Origin of the sequence: Brachybacterium kimchii, from assembly GCF_023373525.1 — a bacterium.
GTDB lineage: Bacteria > Actinomycetota > Actinomycetes > Actinomycetales > Dermabacteraceae > Brachybacterium > Brachybacterium kimchii.
The window spans coordinates 145,792-163,226 of record NZ_CP097218.1 but is presented as its reverse complement, the minus strand read 5'-3'; the positions used below and the strand labels follow the sequence as shown (position 1 = coordinate 163,226).

The following is a 17,435-nucleotide window of genomic DNA, read 5'->3' as shown; positions in this document are numbered from 1 at the left end:
CCGGGCCGTCCACCCCAGGAGGATCCATGACCACCATCAGGACCACCGCCCGGCGCGCCCTCGGCGCCGTCTCCCTCACCGCCGTCCTCGCCCTCGCCGCCTGCGGCGGCGGGCAGGGAGCCGACCAGTCCGGCTCCGGTCAGCAGCAGGGCTCCCAGCAGTCCGCGAGCGACGGAGGCCAGCAGGGCCTCCAGTCCCAGCAGGGAGAGCAGGGCAAGCCCGACCTCTCCGGCGTCCCCGATCCCGTCGCCGAGGTCAACGGCACGAAGATCAGCAAGGACGAGTTCAGCCAGGCCTACGAGTCCCAGTACCAGCAGGCCACGATGTCCCAGCAGTCCGGCGGGCAGGCGCCCGACGAGGACTCGCTCAAGAAGCAGGTCGCGGACCAGCTCGTGGACAACCAGCTGCTCACCCAGGCCGCCGGCAAGGCCGGCATCAAGGCCGGCGACGACGACATCGACAAGACCCTGGACACCATCGCCCAGCAGAACGGCATGAAGTCGGGCGACGAGGTCGTCAAGGCGCTCGAGCAGCAGGGGTCGAGCGAGAAGCAGGTCCGCCAGGACGCCGCCTCCCAGTTCGAGCTCACCGAGTACATCGACAAGAAGGCGAAGATCTCCGATCCCAGCGAGAAGGAGCTCAAGCAGCAGTACGCGCAGCTGAAGAAGCAGTACGAGCAGGCCGGCCAGGCCCAGAGCCAGAGCGGCGGGTCCTCCGGCGCGAGCGACAGCGGAGGCTCCACCCAGGTGCCCGCCTACAAGGACGTCAAGGACCAGCTCGCCCAGCAGGCGAAGACCCAGCAGGAAGGCGAAGCGGCCACGAAGATCGCCCAGGACCTGCGCAAGGACGCGGACGTGACCATCAACCTCTGACGTCGGGCCTCCCGACACCTCTCCGGTGCGCCGGCGGCGGATGCTCCAGGGCATCCCCGCCGGCGCTCCGCGTCTCCGGGGCGCCGCGTCTCCCGAGCGCCGCATCCCCAGGCATCGCATCTCCCGAGCATCGGAGCAAAGCGCGGCAACAAGGTTGCCGCGCGTGCCGAGCCGTCCACAATCGGAGGACAGGCGCAGCGGACCCCGGTCCCCGCCGATCACCACGGCGAAGCAGTGAGCAGCGAAGTCACGCGTGCTCCCTCCCCCTTCTGCCTCTCAAGGATGAGACACGGAGATGCACATGAGCACGATCCAGGCTCCCGACGTCGCGTCGGCCCCGGCACCCCATCGGGTTCGCCCCTTCGGATGGCGCGACAAGTTCGGGTACATGTTCGGCGACTTCGGGAACGACTTCACGTTCCTGCTGCAGTCCTCGTTCTTCCTGATCTTCTACACGAACGTCATGGGCATCAACCCGGCCCACGTGGGCACCCTGCTGTTCGCCGCCCGCATCGTCGACGCCTTCACCGACGTGGGCGCGGGACGCCTGATCGACGTGCTGAAGCCCCGCCGGTCGGGCCGCTTCAAGCCCTGGCTGCTGCGGATCATGATCCCCGTCGCGGTGATGGCCGTGCTGATGTTCAGCCCGTTCCTGCAGGACGGCGCCTACGGGGCGCGCCTCGCCTGGATGATCGTCACCTACATGCTGTGGGGCTCGGTCTTCTACACGCTGATCAACATCCCCTACGGCTCGATGGCCTCGGTCATCTCGAACAAGGTGGGCGAGCGCTCGTCGCTGTCCGTGTTCCGCTCGCTCGGCGGCACCCTCGCGAACCTCGCGGTCTCCGTGGTGCTCCCCCTGGTCGTCTACGTGCAGATCGACGGCCGGTCCGAGCTCTCCGGCACCCGCATGATGCTCGCGGCGCTGGCCTGCGCGATCCTCGCGGTCGTCTGCTACGTGCTCTGCTACGTCAACGTCGAGGAGCGCATCGAGACCCCGCCGAAGCCCAAGGCCGAGCGCATGGGCTTCGGGGCCATGATGGGCACGCTCCTCACGAACCGTGCGCTGACCGGCATCGTCGTGGGCGCGCTGCTCATGCTCATCGGCCAGATGTCCCTGATGGCGCTGCTGCCGTACGTCTACAACGACTTCTACAACCACGGCACGCTGCTCTCGCTCGTGAACCTCGTGGGCCTGATCCCGACCCTGCTGCTCGTCCCCTTCGCGACCGCGCTGGGCAAGCGGTTCGGCAAGAAGGAGTTCGGCATCTTCGGCATGGGACTCGCGTTCGTCGCCGCCCTGATCCTGTGCGTGATCCGCACCGACAGCCCGATCGTCTTCATGATCGGCTACATGCTGATGATGCTCGGCATCGGCTGCATCAACCTGCTGATCTGGGCGTTCATCACCGATGTGATCGACTTCCAGGAGATCCGCACCGGCGAGCGGAACGACGCGACCGTGTACTCGATCTACTCGTGGGCCCGTAAGCTCGGCCAGGCCTTCGCCGGCGGACTCGCCGGCTGGGCCCTGGCCTGGATCGGCTACGAAGAAGGAGGCGTCCAGCAGACCGAGGGCGTGCTCAGCGGGGTCTACAGCCTGACCACCCTGCTGCCGGGCCTGCTCTTCGCAGCCACCGCCCTCGTCTTCGCCTTCTGGTACCCGCTGTCGAAGAAGCGCGTGAACGAGAACGTCGCCGCCCTGGAGGCCAAGCACGAGGCCGAGGGCACGCAGGCCTGATCCGACCGTCGGCGGCTCCTCGCGAGGGGTCGCCGGCGCCGCTCCAGCGGTGCCCACGGGCGCCGCCCCACTCCACCCGGCCCGCCGGGCCAACCGTCACCCACCGCAGACAGGAGACACCATGTCGGAGAAGAACGTACGACTCGGCATCATCGGACTCGGGGCCCAGGGCGGCATGTACGCCGGGCTCCTGGCCGACGGGAAGATCGAGGGCATGTCCCTCGGCGCGATCGCCGACACGGACCCGGCCAAGAAGGATCTCGCCGCGCAGAAGCACGCGGGCGTCCCCTTCTACGACGACTACATCGCGATGCTCGACTCCGGGTACGTCGACGCGGTGGTCACCACGGTCCCCCACTACCTGCACCCGGAGATGACGATCACCGCGATCGGCAAGGGCATCCACACCCTCACGGAGAAGCCGGCCGGCGTGTACACGAAGCAGGTCGAGGAGATGAACGCGTTCGCGGCCTCCCATCCGGAGACCACCTTCGCGATCATGTTCAACCAGCGCACCAACCCCGTGTACACCGACCTCAAGGCGCTCATCGATTCCGGCGAGCTCGGACGGCTGCGCCACACCTCCTGGATCATCACCACCTGGTGGCGCCCCCAGGCCTACTACGACCAGTCCGCATGGCGCGCCACCTGGGGCGGCGAGGGCGGCGGCGTCCTCGTGAACCAGGCCCCCCACCAGCTGGACCTCTGGCAGTGGCTGTGCGGCGTCCCGCAGAAGGTGTTCGCGAAGCTCGCCTTCGGCTTCCAGCGCGACATCGCGACCGAGGACGAGGTGAACGCCGTCGTCGACTTCGGCGACGGGGCGACCGGCAGCTTCATCACCTCGACGAACGACATCATCGGCACCGACCGCCTCGAGATGCTGTTCGACAAGGGGAAGATCGTCGTGGACGCCTCCAAGAAGGTGACGATCACCCGCCTGAAGCAGGACGAGCGCTCGCTGTCCGACGGCATGTCCGCCGAGGACGTGGGCAAGCTGTTCATGGGCAAGATCGACACCGCCGACCTCTACGAGACCGAGGTCAAGGAGTACGAGTCGGCCTGGGGCCAGCAGCACATCAGCGTCCTGACCAACTTCGCGGCACACATCAACGACGGCACCCCGCTGATCGCCGACGGCGCCGAGGGCATCAACGGCGTCCGCCTCGCCTCCGGCATGCAGCTCTCGGCGTGGACCGGCCGCGAGATCGACCTCGTGGAGTACCCGGCCGACGACTACCTCACCGAGCTCAACGCCCGCATCGAGGCCGAAGGCGAATTCCCGACGCGCTCCTGAGCCACGATCCGGGCGCCGTCGCCGTTCTTCGCGGCGCCCGGGTCCCTCCCTCGCGGCCCTGGCGCCGCCTGCACCCACCACCACCGGATTTCGAAGGAGAAGACCACCATGCCCGTCCTCGGACTGCAGCTGATGATGCTCAAGGACCAGATCAACGAGAAGGGGATGTACGAGGTGCTGCGCAGCGTGCGCGACCTCGACATCGACGCCGTCGAGGTCTCCCAGGTCGAGATGACCGACGAGCTCATCGACGACCTCGTGCGCGGCAAGGAGGACTTCGGGGTCGAGACCGCCGCCATGAGCGCCTCGATCGCGCCCGGCGGCAACGGCTTCGCCCTCGAGGCCGAGTTCGACCGCGCCGTGGAGGCGTGCAGGCGCACGGGCTCGCGCTTCCTGCGCATCGGCATGATGCCGTTCTCCGCGATGGTCTCGAAGGAGGCCTGTGAGGCGTGGGCCGCCGAGGTCGAGCCCTACGCCGCCCGCCTCGCGGAGCAGGGCGTGACGCTCTGCTACCACAACCACCACGTGGACCTCATCCAGTTCGACGGCGAGCGCATCTTCGACATCGTGCGCCGGGTCGCGCCGTCGCTGCTGTTCGAGGTGGACCTGCACTGGGTCCAGCGCGGCGGCATGGCCCCGCTGGACATGCTCGAGGCCTACGCCGGCGCCTGCAAGCTGATCCACGTCAAGGACTTCCGCATCGCGCCGCTGAGCAAGGAGCTGTACGAGCAGTTCTCCACGGACAAGATCTCGATGAAGGAGTTCCAGGAGCACTTCCTGAACCTCGCCCAGTTCGCGGAGGTGGGTCAGGGCAACATGAACTGGCCCGATCTGCTGCCCGCCGCCGAGAAGGCCGGGGCCGAGTACTTCCTCATCGAGCAGGACGACACCTACGGTCGCGACCCGATCGACGCGATCCGCGACTCCCGCGAGTACCTGCGCTCGATCGGCTACTGACGCCGCGCTCCCGCCGGGGCCCCGACATCGACCCGCGGGTCGATGTCGGGGCCCCTTCGTATACTCTCCGACGTGACCGCGATCACGCCCCCTGGTGCCGCCTCGACCCCCACCCCGACCGACGATGCGCGCACGGCCGCCCGCTGGGCCTCCGTGCTCGATCTGGCGCGCGGACGCTCGGCGGAGCTCGGCGTCGAGGACCTCGCCGAGCAGGCCGGCTACAGCCCCTTCCACTTCTCGCGGCTGTTCACCACGCGCTACCGCGTCTCCCCCGGCCGCTACCTCACCGCGTTGCGGATCGACGCGGCCAAACGGATGCTCCTGGCCGACGAGACGCTCCCCGTGGTCGACGTGGCCACGGAGGTCGGCTTCGACTCCCTCTCGAGCTTCTCCCGCCGCTTCCGGGCGGGCGTCGGCCTGCCGCCGGCGTCGCTGCGGCGCCTCGCGGACCAGGTCGCGGGCCGCCCCGTGCGCCCCTTCACGATCACGGGCGACGGGGCGGGCGCGATCGCCGTCGGACTCGATCTGCCCGCGGGCTTCAGCCCGCGCGGGGACCCCTCGGTGTGGGTGGGCTGGTATCCGCACCCCGCGCCGATCGGGCTCCCGCGCGCCGGGATGCTGCTGCGCGGGCGCCTCGACGCGCGTCTTCCGCTCTGCCCGGGCGCGCCGTTCCTGCTCGGCTTCGCGGTGCCGGCGCACGCGAGCGTCGAGGAGCAGCTGGTGCCCGCCGCCCCCGTCGTCGCCGTGCACCCTGCGCCGCTCCTGGCGGCGGGCGCCGTCACGCTGCGCTTCGGCCCGCAGGACGGGTCGAGCCCGGTTCCGCTGCTCTCGGCGCTGCCCTCGCTCCGCCGCTCGTGAGCGCGGGGCCGGTCAGCCCCGGCGCCACCGGACGCCGCGCGCCCGCTCGTCGGCCGCAGGCCCGGCGGAGCGGCCGGTCTCCGCGACCGATCGCAGCCACGTCTCGAGCTCCGGGGCGAGGTCCTGGACGGCCAGGCCCGGCGCGGACGCCGCAGGAGTCTCCCGCCCGGCGGCCGCGAGCGCGCTGCGAGCGGCCTGCGCGGCGCGGCGCCGCTGACCCCCGGCGTGATGGACCCGGGCGCGCACGAGCTCGCGTCGGAAATCCTGGATCGGCACGCTGGACCCCATGCTCTCGGAGGCGCGCAGAAGGGAGCGCGCCTCACGCAGCGCGGCACGCGTGCCGCGCTGGGCGAGCAGGTCTGCGAGCTCCACGTGCGCGAGCTGGCTGGTGCCCTGCAGAGGCGGGTTCTCCGCGAGCAGGGTGCGCAGCAGGCGCTCGGCCTCCTCGGGATCGTCCTCGTGCAGGGAGCCTGCGAGGTGCTCCATCGCCGCCCAGCGCTCCGAGTCGGGCTCACCCTGCGCGATGGCCCGCCGCCAGAGCTCGCGAGCGGGCGCCCGCAGGCCCTCCCGCTCGAGGTGCACACCCTGGATCCGCAGGTACTGGGCGCGGTTGTGGGGCCTGGCCCTGCCCAGTCGCAGCTCGAACTGCTCGGCGTCCTCGGTCGTCCATGTGGTGCTGCGGAACCAGTCGGCCATGGACCGGACGATACCGGCACCGCGCAGGAACGGACATACCGCGCCGCGCGGCGGCATCTAGCGTGGTGAGCGCACCGGTCGCCCCGGCAGGGCGCTCGCGCAGGGGACGGCCCCGTCCCGTGCCAATCGGACGAAGGAGCAGACCATGACCCGCAGCATCGGAAGCACCACCTGGCTCGACGTCAGCGTCCACGACGTCGACGCCGCGAAGACCTTCTACTCCGGCCTGTTCGGCTGGGAGTTCGAGGACATGGGCGAGGACTTCAACCACTACCACCTGATCCGCAACGACGGCGCCCTCGTCGGCGGGCTCATGGACGTCACCGGCATGACCTGCCCGGCGGGCGACCCGCTGCCCGCCGCCTGGAGCGTGTATCTCCTCGTCGACGACATCGACTCCCGCGCCCGCAGGGTCACCGAGAACGACGGGGTCATCGTCGCCGGCCCCCACCCCGTGGGCGATCAGGGAAGCATGGTGGTGGTCCTCGACTCGACGCAGGCGGGCGTCGGCCTCTGGCAGGCGGGCACGCTCGAGGGCTTCGACTTCACCGGCTCGCCGGGATCGCCCGTGTGGTTCGAGCTGATGACGCACGACTTCGACGGCGCCTGCGCGTTCTACCGCAGCGTGGTCGACGCAGACCTGGTCCCGATGAGCGAGCCGATGGACGACGACGGTTTCCGGTACGTCACCAACGGCCCGGAGGGGAAGAACGGGTGGGGCATCTGCGACGCCACGGGCGTGATGCCGAAGGAGGCGACCGGCTGGCGGATCTACCTCGGGGTCGAGGCGGCCGACGCCGCGGTCGCCCGGGTGCAGGAGCTCGGCGGGAGCCTGCTCGACGGCCCCGTCGACTCCCCGTTCGGCCGCATCGCGACCGTCGCCGACCCGGCCGGCGCGACCTTCCAGATCAGCGCGATGGGCGAGGCCGTCCCCGAGGGCTGAGAGCGAGCAGGCCGCACGCCCGCACTCCGGGTCAGGCCCGGCCCATCTCCTGGGCGAGGCGCTGGAGGCGGGCGATGCGCTGCTCCGTGGGCGGATGGGTCGAGAACAGCTGGCCCATGCCGCCGCCGCGGAAGGGGTTCGCGATCATCATGTGCGCGGCGTCCTGCAGCTCCTGCTCCTGCGGGAGCGGGTGCGCGGCGACGCCGCCGGAGATCTTCTGCAGCGCGGAGGCGAGGGCGAGCGGATCGCCGGTGAGCTCGGCGCCGTCGTGGTCCGCCGAGTACTCACGCGTGCGGGAGATCGCGAGCTGGATGAGCGTCGCGGCGAGCGGGGCGAGGATCATCGCGAGCAGCGCGCCGATGATGCCGCCGCCCTGACGATCGCGCCCGCCGCCGAACCAGAGGGCCATCTGCGCGAGCGAGGTGATCACGCCCGCGACGCCCGCGGCGACGGAGCTGGTGAGGATGTCGCGGTTGTACACGTGCATGAGCTCGTGGCCGAGCACGCCGCGCAGCTCGCGCTCGTCGAGCAGCTGCAGGATGCCCTCGGTGCAGCACACGGCCGCGCGCTTCGGGCTGCGCCCGGTCGCGAAGGCGTTGGGCTGCTGCGTGGGAGAGATGTACAGGCGCGGCATGGGCTGTCCGGCCTGGTCCGCGAGGTCCTGCACGATGCGGTGCAGCCCGGGCGCCTCCTGCGGCGAGACCTCGCGGGCGCGCATCGAGCGGATCGCGATGGTGTCGGAGTTCCAGAAGCTGATGAACGTGCCGACCAGACCGATCAGCGCGAAGATCCAGATGAAGTTCCCGCCGAGCATGTAGCCGACGGCCAGCAGCACGCCCCAGAGCACGCCGAACAGCAGCGCTGTCTTCACGATGTTCATGACGCTGCGTCCCACGGCTTCTCCTTCGTCGGCCTCGAGAGGTGTGCTGGGCTGAGGTGCTGTCCGGCCCCGCCACACTATGTGCGTCCCCTGGAGGCACGGCGGGGGTCTGCTGGAGGAACGCTCCACGCCGGCCCCGCGTTCCCCGTCCGCGCCGTGATGCGGGCGACATCACGCCCCGTAAGCTGTGGCTCGACCCCGTGCCGCTCCCCGACCAGTGCTCCCTGGAGGCCCCATGCCCACCGCCGTGCTCGGCATCGATTCCTCGACCCAGGCGACCAAGGCCGTCCTCGTCGACGCGGAGAGCGGCGAGGTCCTCGCCGAGCAGCGCGCGCCCCATCCCGGCGGCACCGAGGTCGATCCCCGCGCGTGGATCGACGCCCTCGGGACGGCCTGCGAGGGCCTCCTCGAGCGGGCCGACGCCGTCTCCGTGGGCGGCCAGCAGCACGGCATGGTGCTGCTCGACGGGGACGGGGAGGTGGTGCGTCCGGCGCTGCTGTGGAACGACACCCGCTCCGCCCCGCAGGCCGCCGCGCTCATCGAGGACATCGGGGGCGCCGCAGCGACCGTCGACCGCATCGGGTCCCTGCCCGTCGCCTCCCTCACCGCGACCAAGCTGCGCTGGATCGCCGAGAACGAGCCCGAGTCCCTGGACCGGGCCGAGCGCGTGCTCCTGCCCCACGACTTCGTCTCCCGCCATCTCTCCGCAGGCGGCGATGCCTTCTTCACCGACCGCGGGGACGCCTCGGGGACCGGCTACTACTCGACCCGCGAGGAGGGCTGGGACCACGAGCTCCTGCGCCTGGCGACCGGCGGGCGCGACCTCGCGCTCCCCGAGCTGCCGGCCGCGCCCCAGCAGGTCATGGCGCGCACCGCCTCCGGCGCCGCGATCGCCGCGGGCACCGGCGACAACATGGCCGCGGCCCTCGGGCTCTCGCTCGGCCCCGGCGACGTCTCGGTCTCGATCGGCACCTCGGGCGTGTGCGCGATGGTGAGCGATGCGCGCCCCGCGGACGCCTCCGGCACCGTCACGGGCTTCGCCGACGCCACCGGGCGCTTCCTGCCGATGGCCACCACGATCAACGCGGCCCGCATCCTCGACTTCGCGCGCGAGCTGCTGCAGGTGGACTTCGCGGGACTCGCGGACCTGGCACTCGCCTCGGAGCCCGGGGCGGACGGCGTCACCCTGCTGCCGTACTTCGACGGCGAGCGCACGCCCAATCGGCCGACGGCCCGCGCCACCCTCCAGGGCATGTCGACCGCGACCACGCGCGGCGACATCGCCCGCGCCGCGGTCGAGGGCCTGCTGTGCTCCCTGGCCGACGGGATCTCGGCGCTCGAGGACCTCCTGGGCGACTCGCTGCCGGGCGGCCGGGCGCGCAGGATCGTGCTGATCGGCGGCGCCGCGCAGAACGAGGCGGTGCGCCGCCTCGCGCCGGCGGTCTTCGGCCGCGAGGTGACGATCGCCCCGGAGGGCGAGTACGTCGCGCTGGGCGCCGCCCGGCAGGCGGCCTGGGCGCTCACGGGCGACGACGAGCCCCCGGCCTGGGAGATCGCCGGCGGGCGCACTCTCACGGCAGAGCCCACGCCTCAGGTCATGGACGCCTACCGGCAGCTCAAGGAGCGCACCTCCGAGTGGACGTGACGGGGCCTGCTCCCCGGGATCTCCCACCCGGCGCCGGGTCGCGCCCATAGACTCCTCGCACCGTCCGTGCGATGAGTCGTCGAAGGAGACACCATGCCGTTCCGCAGCCCCCGCCCCGACGTCGAGATCCCCGATCTGACGCTGTACGACCTGCTGTTCACCTCCCTCTCCCCGGAGGACCTGGAGAAGGTCGCCGTCGTCGACGGCGCCTCGGGGGCCGAGACCACCTACGGCGCCCTGCGGGACCAGGTCGACGCGATCGCCGGCGCGCTCGCTGCGCGCGGCGTGGGCGTGGGGGACGTCGTGGCCCTGCACTCCCCGAACTCCCCCGCCTTCGTCGCCGTCTTCCACGGGATCCTGCGCGCGGGCGCCACGGCGACCACGGTGAACGCGCTGGCCACGGGGCACGAGGTCGCCGTCCAGCTCGAGGACTCGGGGGCGGGGACCCTGCTGACCGTCTCCCCGCTGCTGTCCGCAGCGGCGGAGGGCGCCGCCGCGGCGGGCATCCCCTCCGACCGCCTGATCGTGCTCGACGGCGCCGAGGGCCATGACTCGCTCGCCGACCTGCTCGCCTCCGGCGCCCCCGCGCCCGAGGTGTCCGTGGACCCCTCGACGCATCTCGCGGTGCTCCCCTTCTCCTCGGGCACGACGGGGCGGCCCAAGGGCGTGATGCTCACCCACCGCAACCTCGTCGCCAACGTCGCCCAGTCGGCCGACCTCGTGGGGGTCGGGCCCGACGACCGCGTGCTGGCCGTGCTGCCCTTCTTCCACATCTACGGGATGACGGTGCTCCTGGATCTCGCCCTCCTGCAGCGCGCGACCCTGGTGACGATGCCGCGCTTCGACCTGCCGGAGTTCCTGCGGATCGTGCAGGACCAGCGCTGCACGTTCGTGTTCATCGCCCCGCCGATCGCGGTGGCCCTGGCCAAGCATCCGCTCGTCGACGAGTTCGACCTCTCGGCCGTCACCGCCGTGTTCTCCGGCGCCGCGCCGCTGGACGGGGAGGTCGGCGGCGCCGTCGCCCGCCGCCTGGGCTGCTCTGTGCGCCAGGGGTACGGGATGACCGAGATGAGCCCCGTCTCGCAGCTGATCCCCGCCGGGAGGGACGACCTGCCGCTCAGCAGCGTCGGGATCACCGTCCCCAACATGGAGTGCATGCTGCAGGACCCGGCCACCCGCGAGGAGATCCCGGTGCCCTCCACCGGTGTCAGCGAGCCCGGGGAGCTGTGCTGCAAGGGGCCCAACGTCATGATCGGGTACCTCAACAACGAGCAGGCCACGTCGCTCACCATCGACGAGGACGGCTGGCTGCACACGGGCGACATCGCGACCGTGAGCGCCGAGGGCGTGGTCTCCCTCATCGACCGGCTCAAGGAGCTCATCAAGTACAAGGGCTACCAGGTCGCGCCGGCCGAGCTCGAGGCGACCCTGCTCGCCCACCCGCAGATCGCCGACGCCGCCGTCGTCGGCGGTCGGGACGAGGCAGGCGAGGAGATCCCCAAGGCCTTCGTCGTCCTCCAGGAGGGCGCCGAGCTCACGGAGCAGGACGTCATGGACTTCGTCGCGGGGCGCGTCGCGCCCTACAAGAAGGTCCGGCAGGTCGTGATGATCGATGCGATCCCGAAGTCCTCGAGCGGCAAGATCCTGCGCCGGAACCTGCGGGGCGCCTGAGCTCGAGCCGGGAGGGCCGCGGCGGCTCGGGATCAGGCCGGGCCGACGACCCCGAGCACCACGAGGGCGAATCCCAGGATCTGCAGGCTCCCGCGGACGGCCTGCAGGATCTCCCAGCGCCTGCGCATGGCCTCGAAGCCATCGGGGGCCTCGTTCGTCGCGATCCTGCCCGTGCGCACGTTGATCGGCACGTTGCCCAGGATCGTCACGACGAGGGCGAGCGCGAGCACGCCGCTCGCGGCGACGAGCAGGGCGCCTCCCTCGCGCGCCGCGAGCAGCCCGGTGAGGATCGGAGCGAGGGTCATGCCCACGGGCATGACCCTCCCGAACGTGCGCAGCAGCCCCTTCTCGAGGATCACGCGGCTCTCGAGCGGCAGACGCCGTGCGACCGGGTGCACGAGCACCACCGAGGAGAACTCCGCACAGCCCACGAACCCGGTCACGAGGACGGTCGCCTCGCTCAGCACGGCAGTCACTTCGCACCCCCAATGTCTACGTTGTTCACATCCGGGAAGCTACACTTCCGATGTGAACAACGTCAACACCCGCCCCTACCACCACGGCCGCCTCCACGACGCCCTCGTGGAGGAGTCGCTCGCACTCCTGCGGGAGAAGGGCCCGGACGCCGTCACCCTGCGTGAGGCGGCACGGCGCGCAGGGGTCACCCCGTCTGCCGCGTACCGGCACTTCACCAGCAGGGACGCGCTCATGGAGGCCGTCGGCGACGAGGTGCTGCGAGCGCTCCAGCACGCGCTCGCGGAGGCGGTCGACGAACTGGCGGGCGACGCGCCCCCGCGCGACCGCCTGCGCGCGGCCGGCCGCGCCTATGTGCGCTTCGCGCTGCGCGAGTCCTCCCGCTTCCGCATGCTCGCCTCGATGACCCGGGACACGGGCGCCGCCGCGCGTCGGAGGGACCCGGCGCCCGACCCGTTCCTCCTCCTGCGCGACCTGGTGCGCGAGGCCTCCGACGAGCCGGCGGAGGAGCAGGCGGAAGCGGAGCAGTCGGACGCACAACCGGGGAGCGCATCCGTCGACGACCTCGCGGTCGCCCTGTGGTCCAGCGTCCACGGGCTCTCGGTCCTGCTGACCTCCGGGGCCCTGCGCGGACTCCCCCCTGACCGCCAGGACCACCTGATCGATTCCACCGTGGAGCGGGCGGTCGGCATGGTGCCGTGACGAGCCCCGCTGCGACTCGGAGAGTCACGGCGGCGGCGAGGATCTCGACTCACTCGACGAGCTTGCCCTCCGAGGAGTCGTCGGACGGGGCCTCGACCAGATCGCGCAGGTCCTCGGGCACCTCGGGCAGCGGCTCGAACACCACGCCGTCGTCGGGGCTCCACACCATGTTCCCGCGCAGCTGCGGATCCTGGTCCGGGAAGTCCGCGCGGTTGTGGCAGCCGCGGGTCTCGCGCCTCTCGATCGCGGACTCTAGGGTCGCGCGGGCGGCGAGCAGGGAGCCGAGCAGGTCGAAGGCGTGGGCGAGGTCGTCGAAGCCGGCGATGTCGGGATGCGCGGTGACCTCGAGGGCCCGCGTCTCGAGCTCCTGGATCTGATCGAGTCCCTCGCGCAGCCCGTCCTCGGTGCGCACCACGCCCGCATGCGCGCTCATCACGTCGCGCACCTCGCGCTGCAGGCGCCGCGGCACCTCGATGCCGTCTCCGGTGAGGAAGGCGCGGATCTCCTCGTGGGCGATCTCGACGGCCCGCGGATCGCGCTCGATGCGCGTGCGCTTCCGGGCGTACCGGGCGGCCTCGGCGCCGGTGATCCTCCCGTAGACGAGCAGCTCGATGAGGGAGTTCCCGCCCAGGCGGTTCGCGCCGTGCAGCCCCGAGGAGGCCTCCCCGATCGCGTACAGCCCGTCGACCCCGGTGCCGTGGTCCTCGGGGCGCACCCGGACCCCGCCCATCGAGTAGTGGGCGGTGGGCGCGACCTCGATGGGGGTGGTGGTGATGTCGAGCATCTGCAGGTCGATGAGGGTCCGGTAGACGCGCGGGAGCCTCTCGAGGATCTGCTCGCGCGGCAGGTGCGAGACGTCCAGGAGCACGCCGCCGTTCTCCGTGCCCCGGCCCTCGGCGATCTCGGTGAAGTTCGCCAGCGCGACCCGGTCGCGGGTGGACAGCTCCTTCCGCTCCGGGTCGTAGCGCTCCATGAAGCGCTCGCCGCGGGCGTTGCGCAGCACCCCGCCCTCGCCGCGCGCCGCCTCGGAGACGAGGGTGCCCGCGGCGTCCTCCGGCGCCAGCAGACCAGAGGGGTGGAACTGCACCAGCTCGGCGTCGCGGATGCGGGCGCCGGCGAGCGCGGCCAGGCGGAAGGAGTCCCCGGTGTTCTCGTCGCGCCGCGAGGAGGTGTACCGCCAGATGCGGGTGTGGCCGCCGGCGGCGAGGATCACGGCGTCGGCGTCGATCTGCACCTCCTGGCCGGTGACGATGTCGAAGCCGTAGGCGCCGAACACGGCGCCGTGCGCGACCAGCAGCCGGGTGATGTAGACGGTGTCGATGATCGGCACGTCGAGCTCGCGGGCGCGGCGCATGAGCGTGCGCTGGATCTCGAGGCCCGTGTAGTCGCCGGCGTAGCAGGTGCGGCGATAGGTGTGGGCGCCGAAGAAGCGCTGGGAGAGCCGGCCGTCGGCCTCGCGGGCGAAGGGCATGCCCCAGCGCTCGAGGTCCTCGATGCCGCGGGCGGCGCTGCGGGTGACGGTCTCGACGATCTCGGGGTCGGCGAGGAAGTAGGACTCGCGCAGGGTGTCGGCGGCGTGCTGGCGCCAGGAGTCCTCGGGGTCCATGGTGCCCAGCGCCGCGTTGATGCCGCCGGCGGCGAGGGTCGTATGCGCGTCGTGGGTGCGCCGCTTGCCGACGGCGAGGACCTCGACGCCGCGCTCGGCGAGCTCGATGGAGGCGCGCAGGCCTGCGCCGCCGGTGCCGATCACGAGGACCGAGGTCGAGAGCAGCCGGGTGGGAGGTGCCGTGGGGTTCGCGCTCTGCGCCTGGTCGTCGGGGGTGGTCGCGTCATCGCTCATGCGGCCGACGCTACGGACGCTGCTTCCATAGCGCTAATGCAACTCCTGCGTGCCTTCGATACGCGAATCGCATATACCGTGGGCACCATGAGGATCGATCACCTGCAGGCCTTCGATGCCGCCGCGAGGCTGGGCACCTTCACGCACGCTGCCGAGGAGCTCTTCCTCACCCAGCCCTCGTTCTCCCGGAAGATCGCGGGGCTCGAGGCCGAGCTGGGCGCCCCGCTCTTCGATCGCGGCCGCGGGGGCGCCGCGCTCACCGCGGCGGGCGAGGCGCTGCTGCCGATCGCCCGGCGGATCCTGGCCGACGAGCGCTCCGCCCGTCGGACCCTCGACGAGCTCGCCGGCCTGCGCCGCGGGCTCGTGCGCATCGGCGCCCCGCCCACACTGTGCGTCTCGCTCGTGGCGGACGTGCTCGCCGCCTTCCACGCACGCCATCCCGAGATCGAGCTGCATGTGCTCGAGGCCGGCGCGCACACCCTCGCCGAGGCCCTCGAGGCGGGCGACCTCGACCTCGCCCTCACCGTGACCCGCGAGGACCGACCGGGTACCGACGAGGCGCGGCTGGTCCCGCTGCTGCGCGAGGAGCTCGTGGTGGTCGCGACCGCGCAGCGCCCGCACGACGGGACGACGCTGCCGGACGAGGTCACCCTCGCCGAGCTCGCCGCGCTCCCCCAGGTCGCCTTCAACCGCTCCTACGAGCTGCGGGCCTCGACCGACGCGGCCTTCGCCGCCCACGGCCTCACCCCGCGGATCGCCGTCGAGGGCGCGGAGATGGACGCCGTGCTGCGCTTCGTCGAGCGCGGGATCGGCGTCGCCGTCGTGCCCGCGATGGTGGTGCGCGGGCGCGCGGGCCTGCGCTCGGCACGGCTGGTCCGCCCGGCGCTCGAGCGTACGGTCAACCTTGCGCTGCGTCGTGACGCGCAGGCGAGCGCGGCGGCCGCGGCGATGCACGAGATGGTGCTCGCGAGCGTCCCCGCGATGGCAGGGCCCGGGGTCGTGCCGCTGCTGTCCTGACGCTCCGTCGGCCCGTCGGAGGCGGCTTCTCGCCTGCTTCTCGACCGCCTCTCTCCCCGCCTCGCGCCCGCTTCTCGCCCGCTTCTCGCGGCGCGAGAACCCGCGTTGCCGGTCGGCCCGCTCGCTTGGTCTGCTGAGAGCGTGACCTGAGTCGCAGGCCACGAGGAGCCCGCCCGTCGACCGGTCGATCACACCGCACCCGACCTCCGGACTCCGCCCCGAGAACGACTCGATGAGGAGACGCCATGAACAGCACCGGATCCCAGGAACTCTCGACCGTGGAGAAGGCCCGCGCGAAGGCCCCGGAGGGGCGGAAGGTCGCGGTCGTGACCGGCTCGGCCCGCGGCATCGGCGAGGGCATCGCGCAGCGTCTCGGGCGCGACGGCCTGCACGTCGTCGTCGCCGACCTGCCGAGCATGCAGGAGGGCATCGACGCGACCGTCGCCGCGATCACCGAGGCCGGCGGCACCGCGACCGGCGCCACCGTGGACGTCAGCGACGAGGACTCGGTGGCCGCGCTCGTGCAGACCGCGGTCTCCGCCGGCGGCCACCTCGACGTGTTCGTCGCCAACGCCGGCATCGCGCAGGTCAAGGAGCTTCTGGACTACGACGCCGCGGACTTCCAGAAGATCCTCGACGTGAACATCACGGGAGTGTTCAACTCCTACCGCCAGGCGGCGAAGCAGATGGTCGCCCAGGGCCACGGCGGCAAGATCATCGGCGCCGCCTCGATCGTGGCCTTCCGCCCCTTCGCCTTCCTCGGACCCTACTCGCTGACCAAGTGGGCCGTGCGCGGCCTCACCCAGGCGGCGGCCATGGAGTGGGCCGAGCACGGCATCACCGTGAACGCCTACGGCCCCGGCATCGTGGGCACCGCCATGTGGGACCTCATCGACGAGAAGCTCGCCGCGAAGAACGGGCAGAAGCGCGGCGAGGCGCTCGCGGAGAACGCGGAGTCCATCCATCTGGGGCGCGTCTCGGAGCCCGACGACATCGCGCGCCTGGTCTCCTACCTCTCCGGCGAGGACTCGGACTACGTCACCGGTCAGACGATCCTGGTCGACGGCGGCATCCAGTTCAGCTGAGCACGTCCGACGTCTGGGGCGCAGACCCCCCCTTGACCATGTGGTGACCACACGGTCTGGGGTGAGGGGACCGAGCCGGAAGCCGGCCCCCTCACCCCAGGAGGAAGCACCATGCGGTCCCTGCACAGCCACCTCGTCCCCGTCCTCGGCATCATCCGCGAGAACCGGCGCGCCTACCTGCTGCTGAATCTCCTGGCCTACGGCCTCGTGCTCGCCGGCATGGCGGCCGGCGCGCTCTTCCCCGGGCTGAACGCCTCGAGCCTGGCCGACATGGACTCCAACGGATCGACGGCCCTCGCGAGCTCGCTGATGGCCACACCCCTGCTGTTCGCCCTGGTCATCTTCGCGATCAACGTGGGGACGGTGGTCGTCGCCTCGATCTCCCTGCCCTCCCTGATCGTGCCCTTCGCGGGCATCGCGATCTTCGCCGTGCGCGCGCTGACCATCGGCACCTCCCTCGCCCCCGTCGACCCCACCGTGCGCACGACTCTCGTGCCGCACTCGCTGACACTGCTCCTCGAGGTGCAGGCCTACGTGCTGGTCATGCTGGGCGCGTTCGTGCTGGGCAGGGCATGGCTGCGCCCCGCGAGCGTCGGGGCCGAGCGCCGGCGCGACGGCTACCAGCGCGGGCTGCGCACCCTCGGCGTGCTCCTGCTCCCGGCGCTCGTCCTGCTCGTGATCGGAGCCCTCTACGAGGCGTTCTCTCTCGCCTACCTGGTCCCGCTGATGCTGGGTCGGTGATGACGGCGGATGACCTCGA

16 protein-coding genes are annotated in these 17,435 nt (G+C 71.7%); 12 read left to right on the top strand and 4 right to left on the bottom strand.

Going from position 1 to position 17,435, the window contains the following annotated elements:
• The first annotated feature begins 26 nt into the window (after positions 1–26).
• From M4486_RS00795 to M4486_RS00775, 5 genes are all read left to right on the top strand, one after another.
• Positions 27–872: a SurA N-terminal domain-containing protein gene (locus tag M4486_RS00795; RefSeq protein WP_249479106.1), complete on the top strand. Its 846-nt coding sequence runs from the start codon at positions 27–29 to the stop codon at positions 870–872.
• A 301-nt stretch (positions 873–1,173) separates the two neighbouring features.
• Complete coding sequence (locus M4486_RS00790; RefSeq protein WP_249479105.1) at positions 1,174–2,613, top strand: MFS transporter; 1,440 nt, start codon at positions 1,174–1,176, stop codon at positions 2,611–2,613.
• Between the two features lie 121 nt (positions 2,614–2,734).
• Complete coding sequence (locus tag M4486_RS00785; RefSeq protein WP_249479104.1) at positions 2,735–3,907, top strand: Gfo/Idh/MocA family protein; 1,173 nt, start codon at positions 2,735–2,737, stop codon at positions 3,905–3,907.
• Between the two features lie 108 nt (positions 3,908–4,015).
• Positions 4,016–4,864, top strand: coding sequence for a sugar phosphate isomerase/epimerase family protein (locus tag M4486_RS00780; protein WP_249479103.1), 849 nt, complete (start codon positions 4,016–4,018; stop codon positions 4,862–4,864).
• A gap of 72 nt (positions 4,865–4,936) precedes the next feature.
• On the top strand, positions 4,937–5,722 hold the full coding sequence (locus M4486_RS00775; RefSeq protein ID WP_249479102.1) for a helix-turn-helix transcriptional regulator: 786 nt from the start codon (positions 4,937–4,939) through the stop codon (positions 5,720–5,722).
• A 12-nt stretch (positions 5,723–5,734) separates the two neighbouring features.
• Here M4486_RS00775 and M4486_RS00770 read toward each other — a convergent pair whose 3' ends face one another.
• Positions 5,735–6,418, bottom strand: coding sequence for a hypothetical protein (locus M4486_RS00770; protein ID WP_249479101.1), 684 nt, complete (start codon positions 6,416–6,418; stop codon positions 5,735–5,737).
• Positions 6,419–6,563: 145 nt separating this feature from the next.
• Here M4486_RS00770 and M4486_RS00765 point away from each other — a divergent pair, with 145 nt between their 5' ends.
• Complete coding sequence (locus M4486_RS00765; RefSeq protein ID WP_249479100.1) at positions 6,564–7,361, top strand: VOC family protein; 798 nt, start codon at positions 6,564–6,566, stop codon at positions 7,359–7,361.
• Positions 7,362–7,392: 31 nt separating this feature from the next.
• Here the strand turns inward: M4486_RS00765 and htpX are convergent, their stop codons facing one another.
• Positions 7,393–8,256 carry a zinc metalloprotease HtpX gene (gene htpX, locus M4486_RS00760; RefSeq protein WP_429798313.1) on the bottom strand — a complete coding sequence of 288 codons (864 nt, stop codon included), beginning with the start codon at positions 8,254–8,256 and terminating at the stop codon, positions 7,393–7,395.
• A gap of 220 nt (positions 8,257–8,476) precedes the next feature.
• On the opposite strand from htpX, the gene xylB reads away from it, so the two are divergent.
• Both xylB and M4486_RS00750 read left to right on the top strand, forming a co-directional pair.
• On the top strand, positions 8,477–9,886 hold the full coding sequence (gene xylB / locus M4486_RS00755) for a xylulokinase (protein ID WP_249479099.1): 1,410 nt from the start codon (positions 8,477–8,479) through the stop codon (positions 9,884–9,886).
• Positions 9,887–9,979: 93 nt separating this feature from the next.
• Entirely contained in the window at positions 9,980–11,557 is a 1,578-nt protein-coding gene (locus M4486_RS00750) for an AMP-binding protein (RefSeq protein ID WP_249479098.1), read from the top strand.
• A gap of 32 nt (positions 11,558–11,589) precedes the next feature.
• On the opposite strand, the gene M4486_RS00745 is transcribed toward M4486_RS00750, so the two are convergent.
• Positions 11,590–12,033, bottom strand: coding sequence for an anthrone oxygenase family protein (locus M4486_RS00745; protein WP_249479097.1), 444 nt, complete (start codon positions 12,031–12,033; stop codon positions 11,590–11,592).
• Between the two features lie 52 nt (positions 12,034–12,085).
• Here M4486_RS00745 and M4486_RS00740 point away from each other — a divergent pair, with 52 nt between their 5' ends.
• Positions 12,086–12,733, top strand: coding sequence for a TetR/AcrR family transcriptional regulator (locus M4486_RS00740; RefSeq protein ID WP_249479096.1), 648 nt, complete (start codon positions 12,086–12,088; stop codon positions 12,731–12,733).
• A gap of 49 nt (positions 12,734–12,782) precedes the next feature.
• Here the strand turns inward: M4486_RS00740 and M4486_RS00735 are convergent, their stop codons facing one another.
• Positions 12,783–14,573 (bottom strand): L-aspartate oxidase, encoded by a 1,791-nt coding sequence (locus M4486_RS00735; protein WP_249479095.1) that lies wholly within the window; start codon positions 14,571–14,573, stop codon positions 12,783–12,785.
• 87 nt (positions 14,574–14,660) lie between these two features.
• Here M4486_RS00735 and M4486_RS00730 point away from each other — a divergent pair, with 87 nt between their 5' ends.
• The 3 genes from M4486_RS00730 to M4486_RS00720 all read left to right on the top strand — a co-directional run bounded on the left by M4486_RS00730 (position 14,661) and on the right by M4486_RS00720 (position 17,416).
• Positions 14,661–15,590, top strand: a complete 930-nt coding sequence (locus tag M4486_RS00730) for a LysR family transcriptional regulator (RefSeq protein ID WP_249479094.1) — start codon at positions 14,661–14,663, stop codon at positions 15,588–15,590.
• A 245-nt stretch (positions 15,591–15,835) separates the two neighbouring features.
• The gene (locus tag M4486_RS00725) at positions 15,836–16,675 is read left to right on the top strand and encodes an SDR family oxidoreductase (RefSeq protein ID WP_249479093.1); all 840 of its coding nucleotides are present in this window, start codon (positions 15,836–15,838) and stop codon (positions 16,673–16,675) included.
• Between the two features lie 111 nt (positions 16,676–16,786).
• Complete coding sequence (locus tag M4486_RS00720; protein ID WP_249479092.1) at positions 16,787–17,416, top strand: stage II sporulation protein M; 630 nt, start codon at positions 16,787–16,789, stop codon at positions 17,414–17,416.
• Positions 17,417–17,435: the final 19 nt, after the last annotated feature.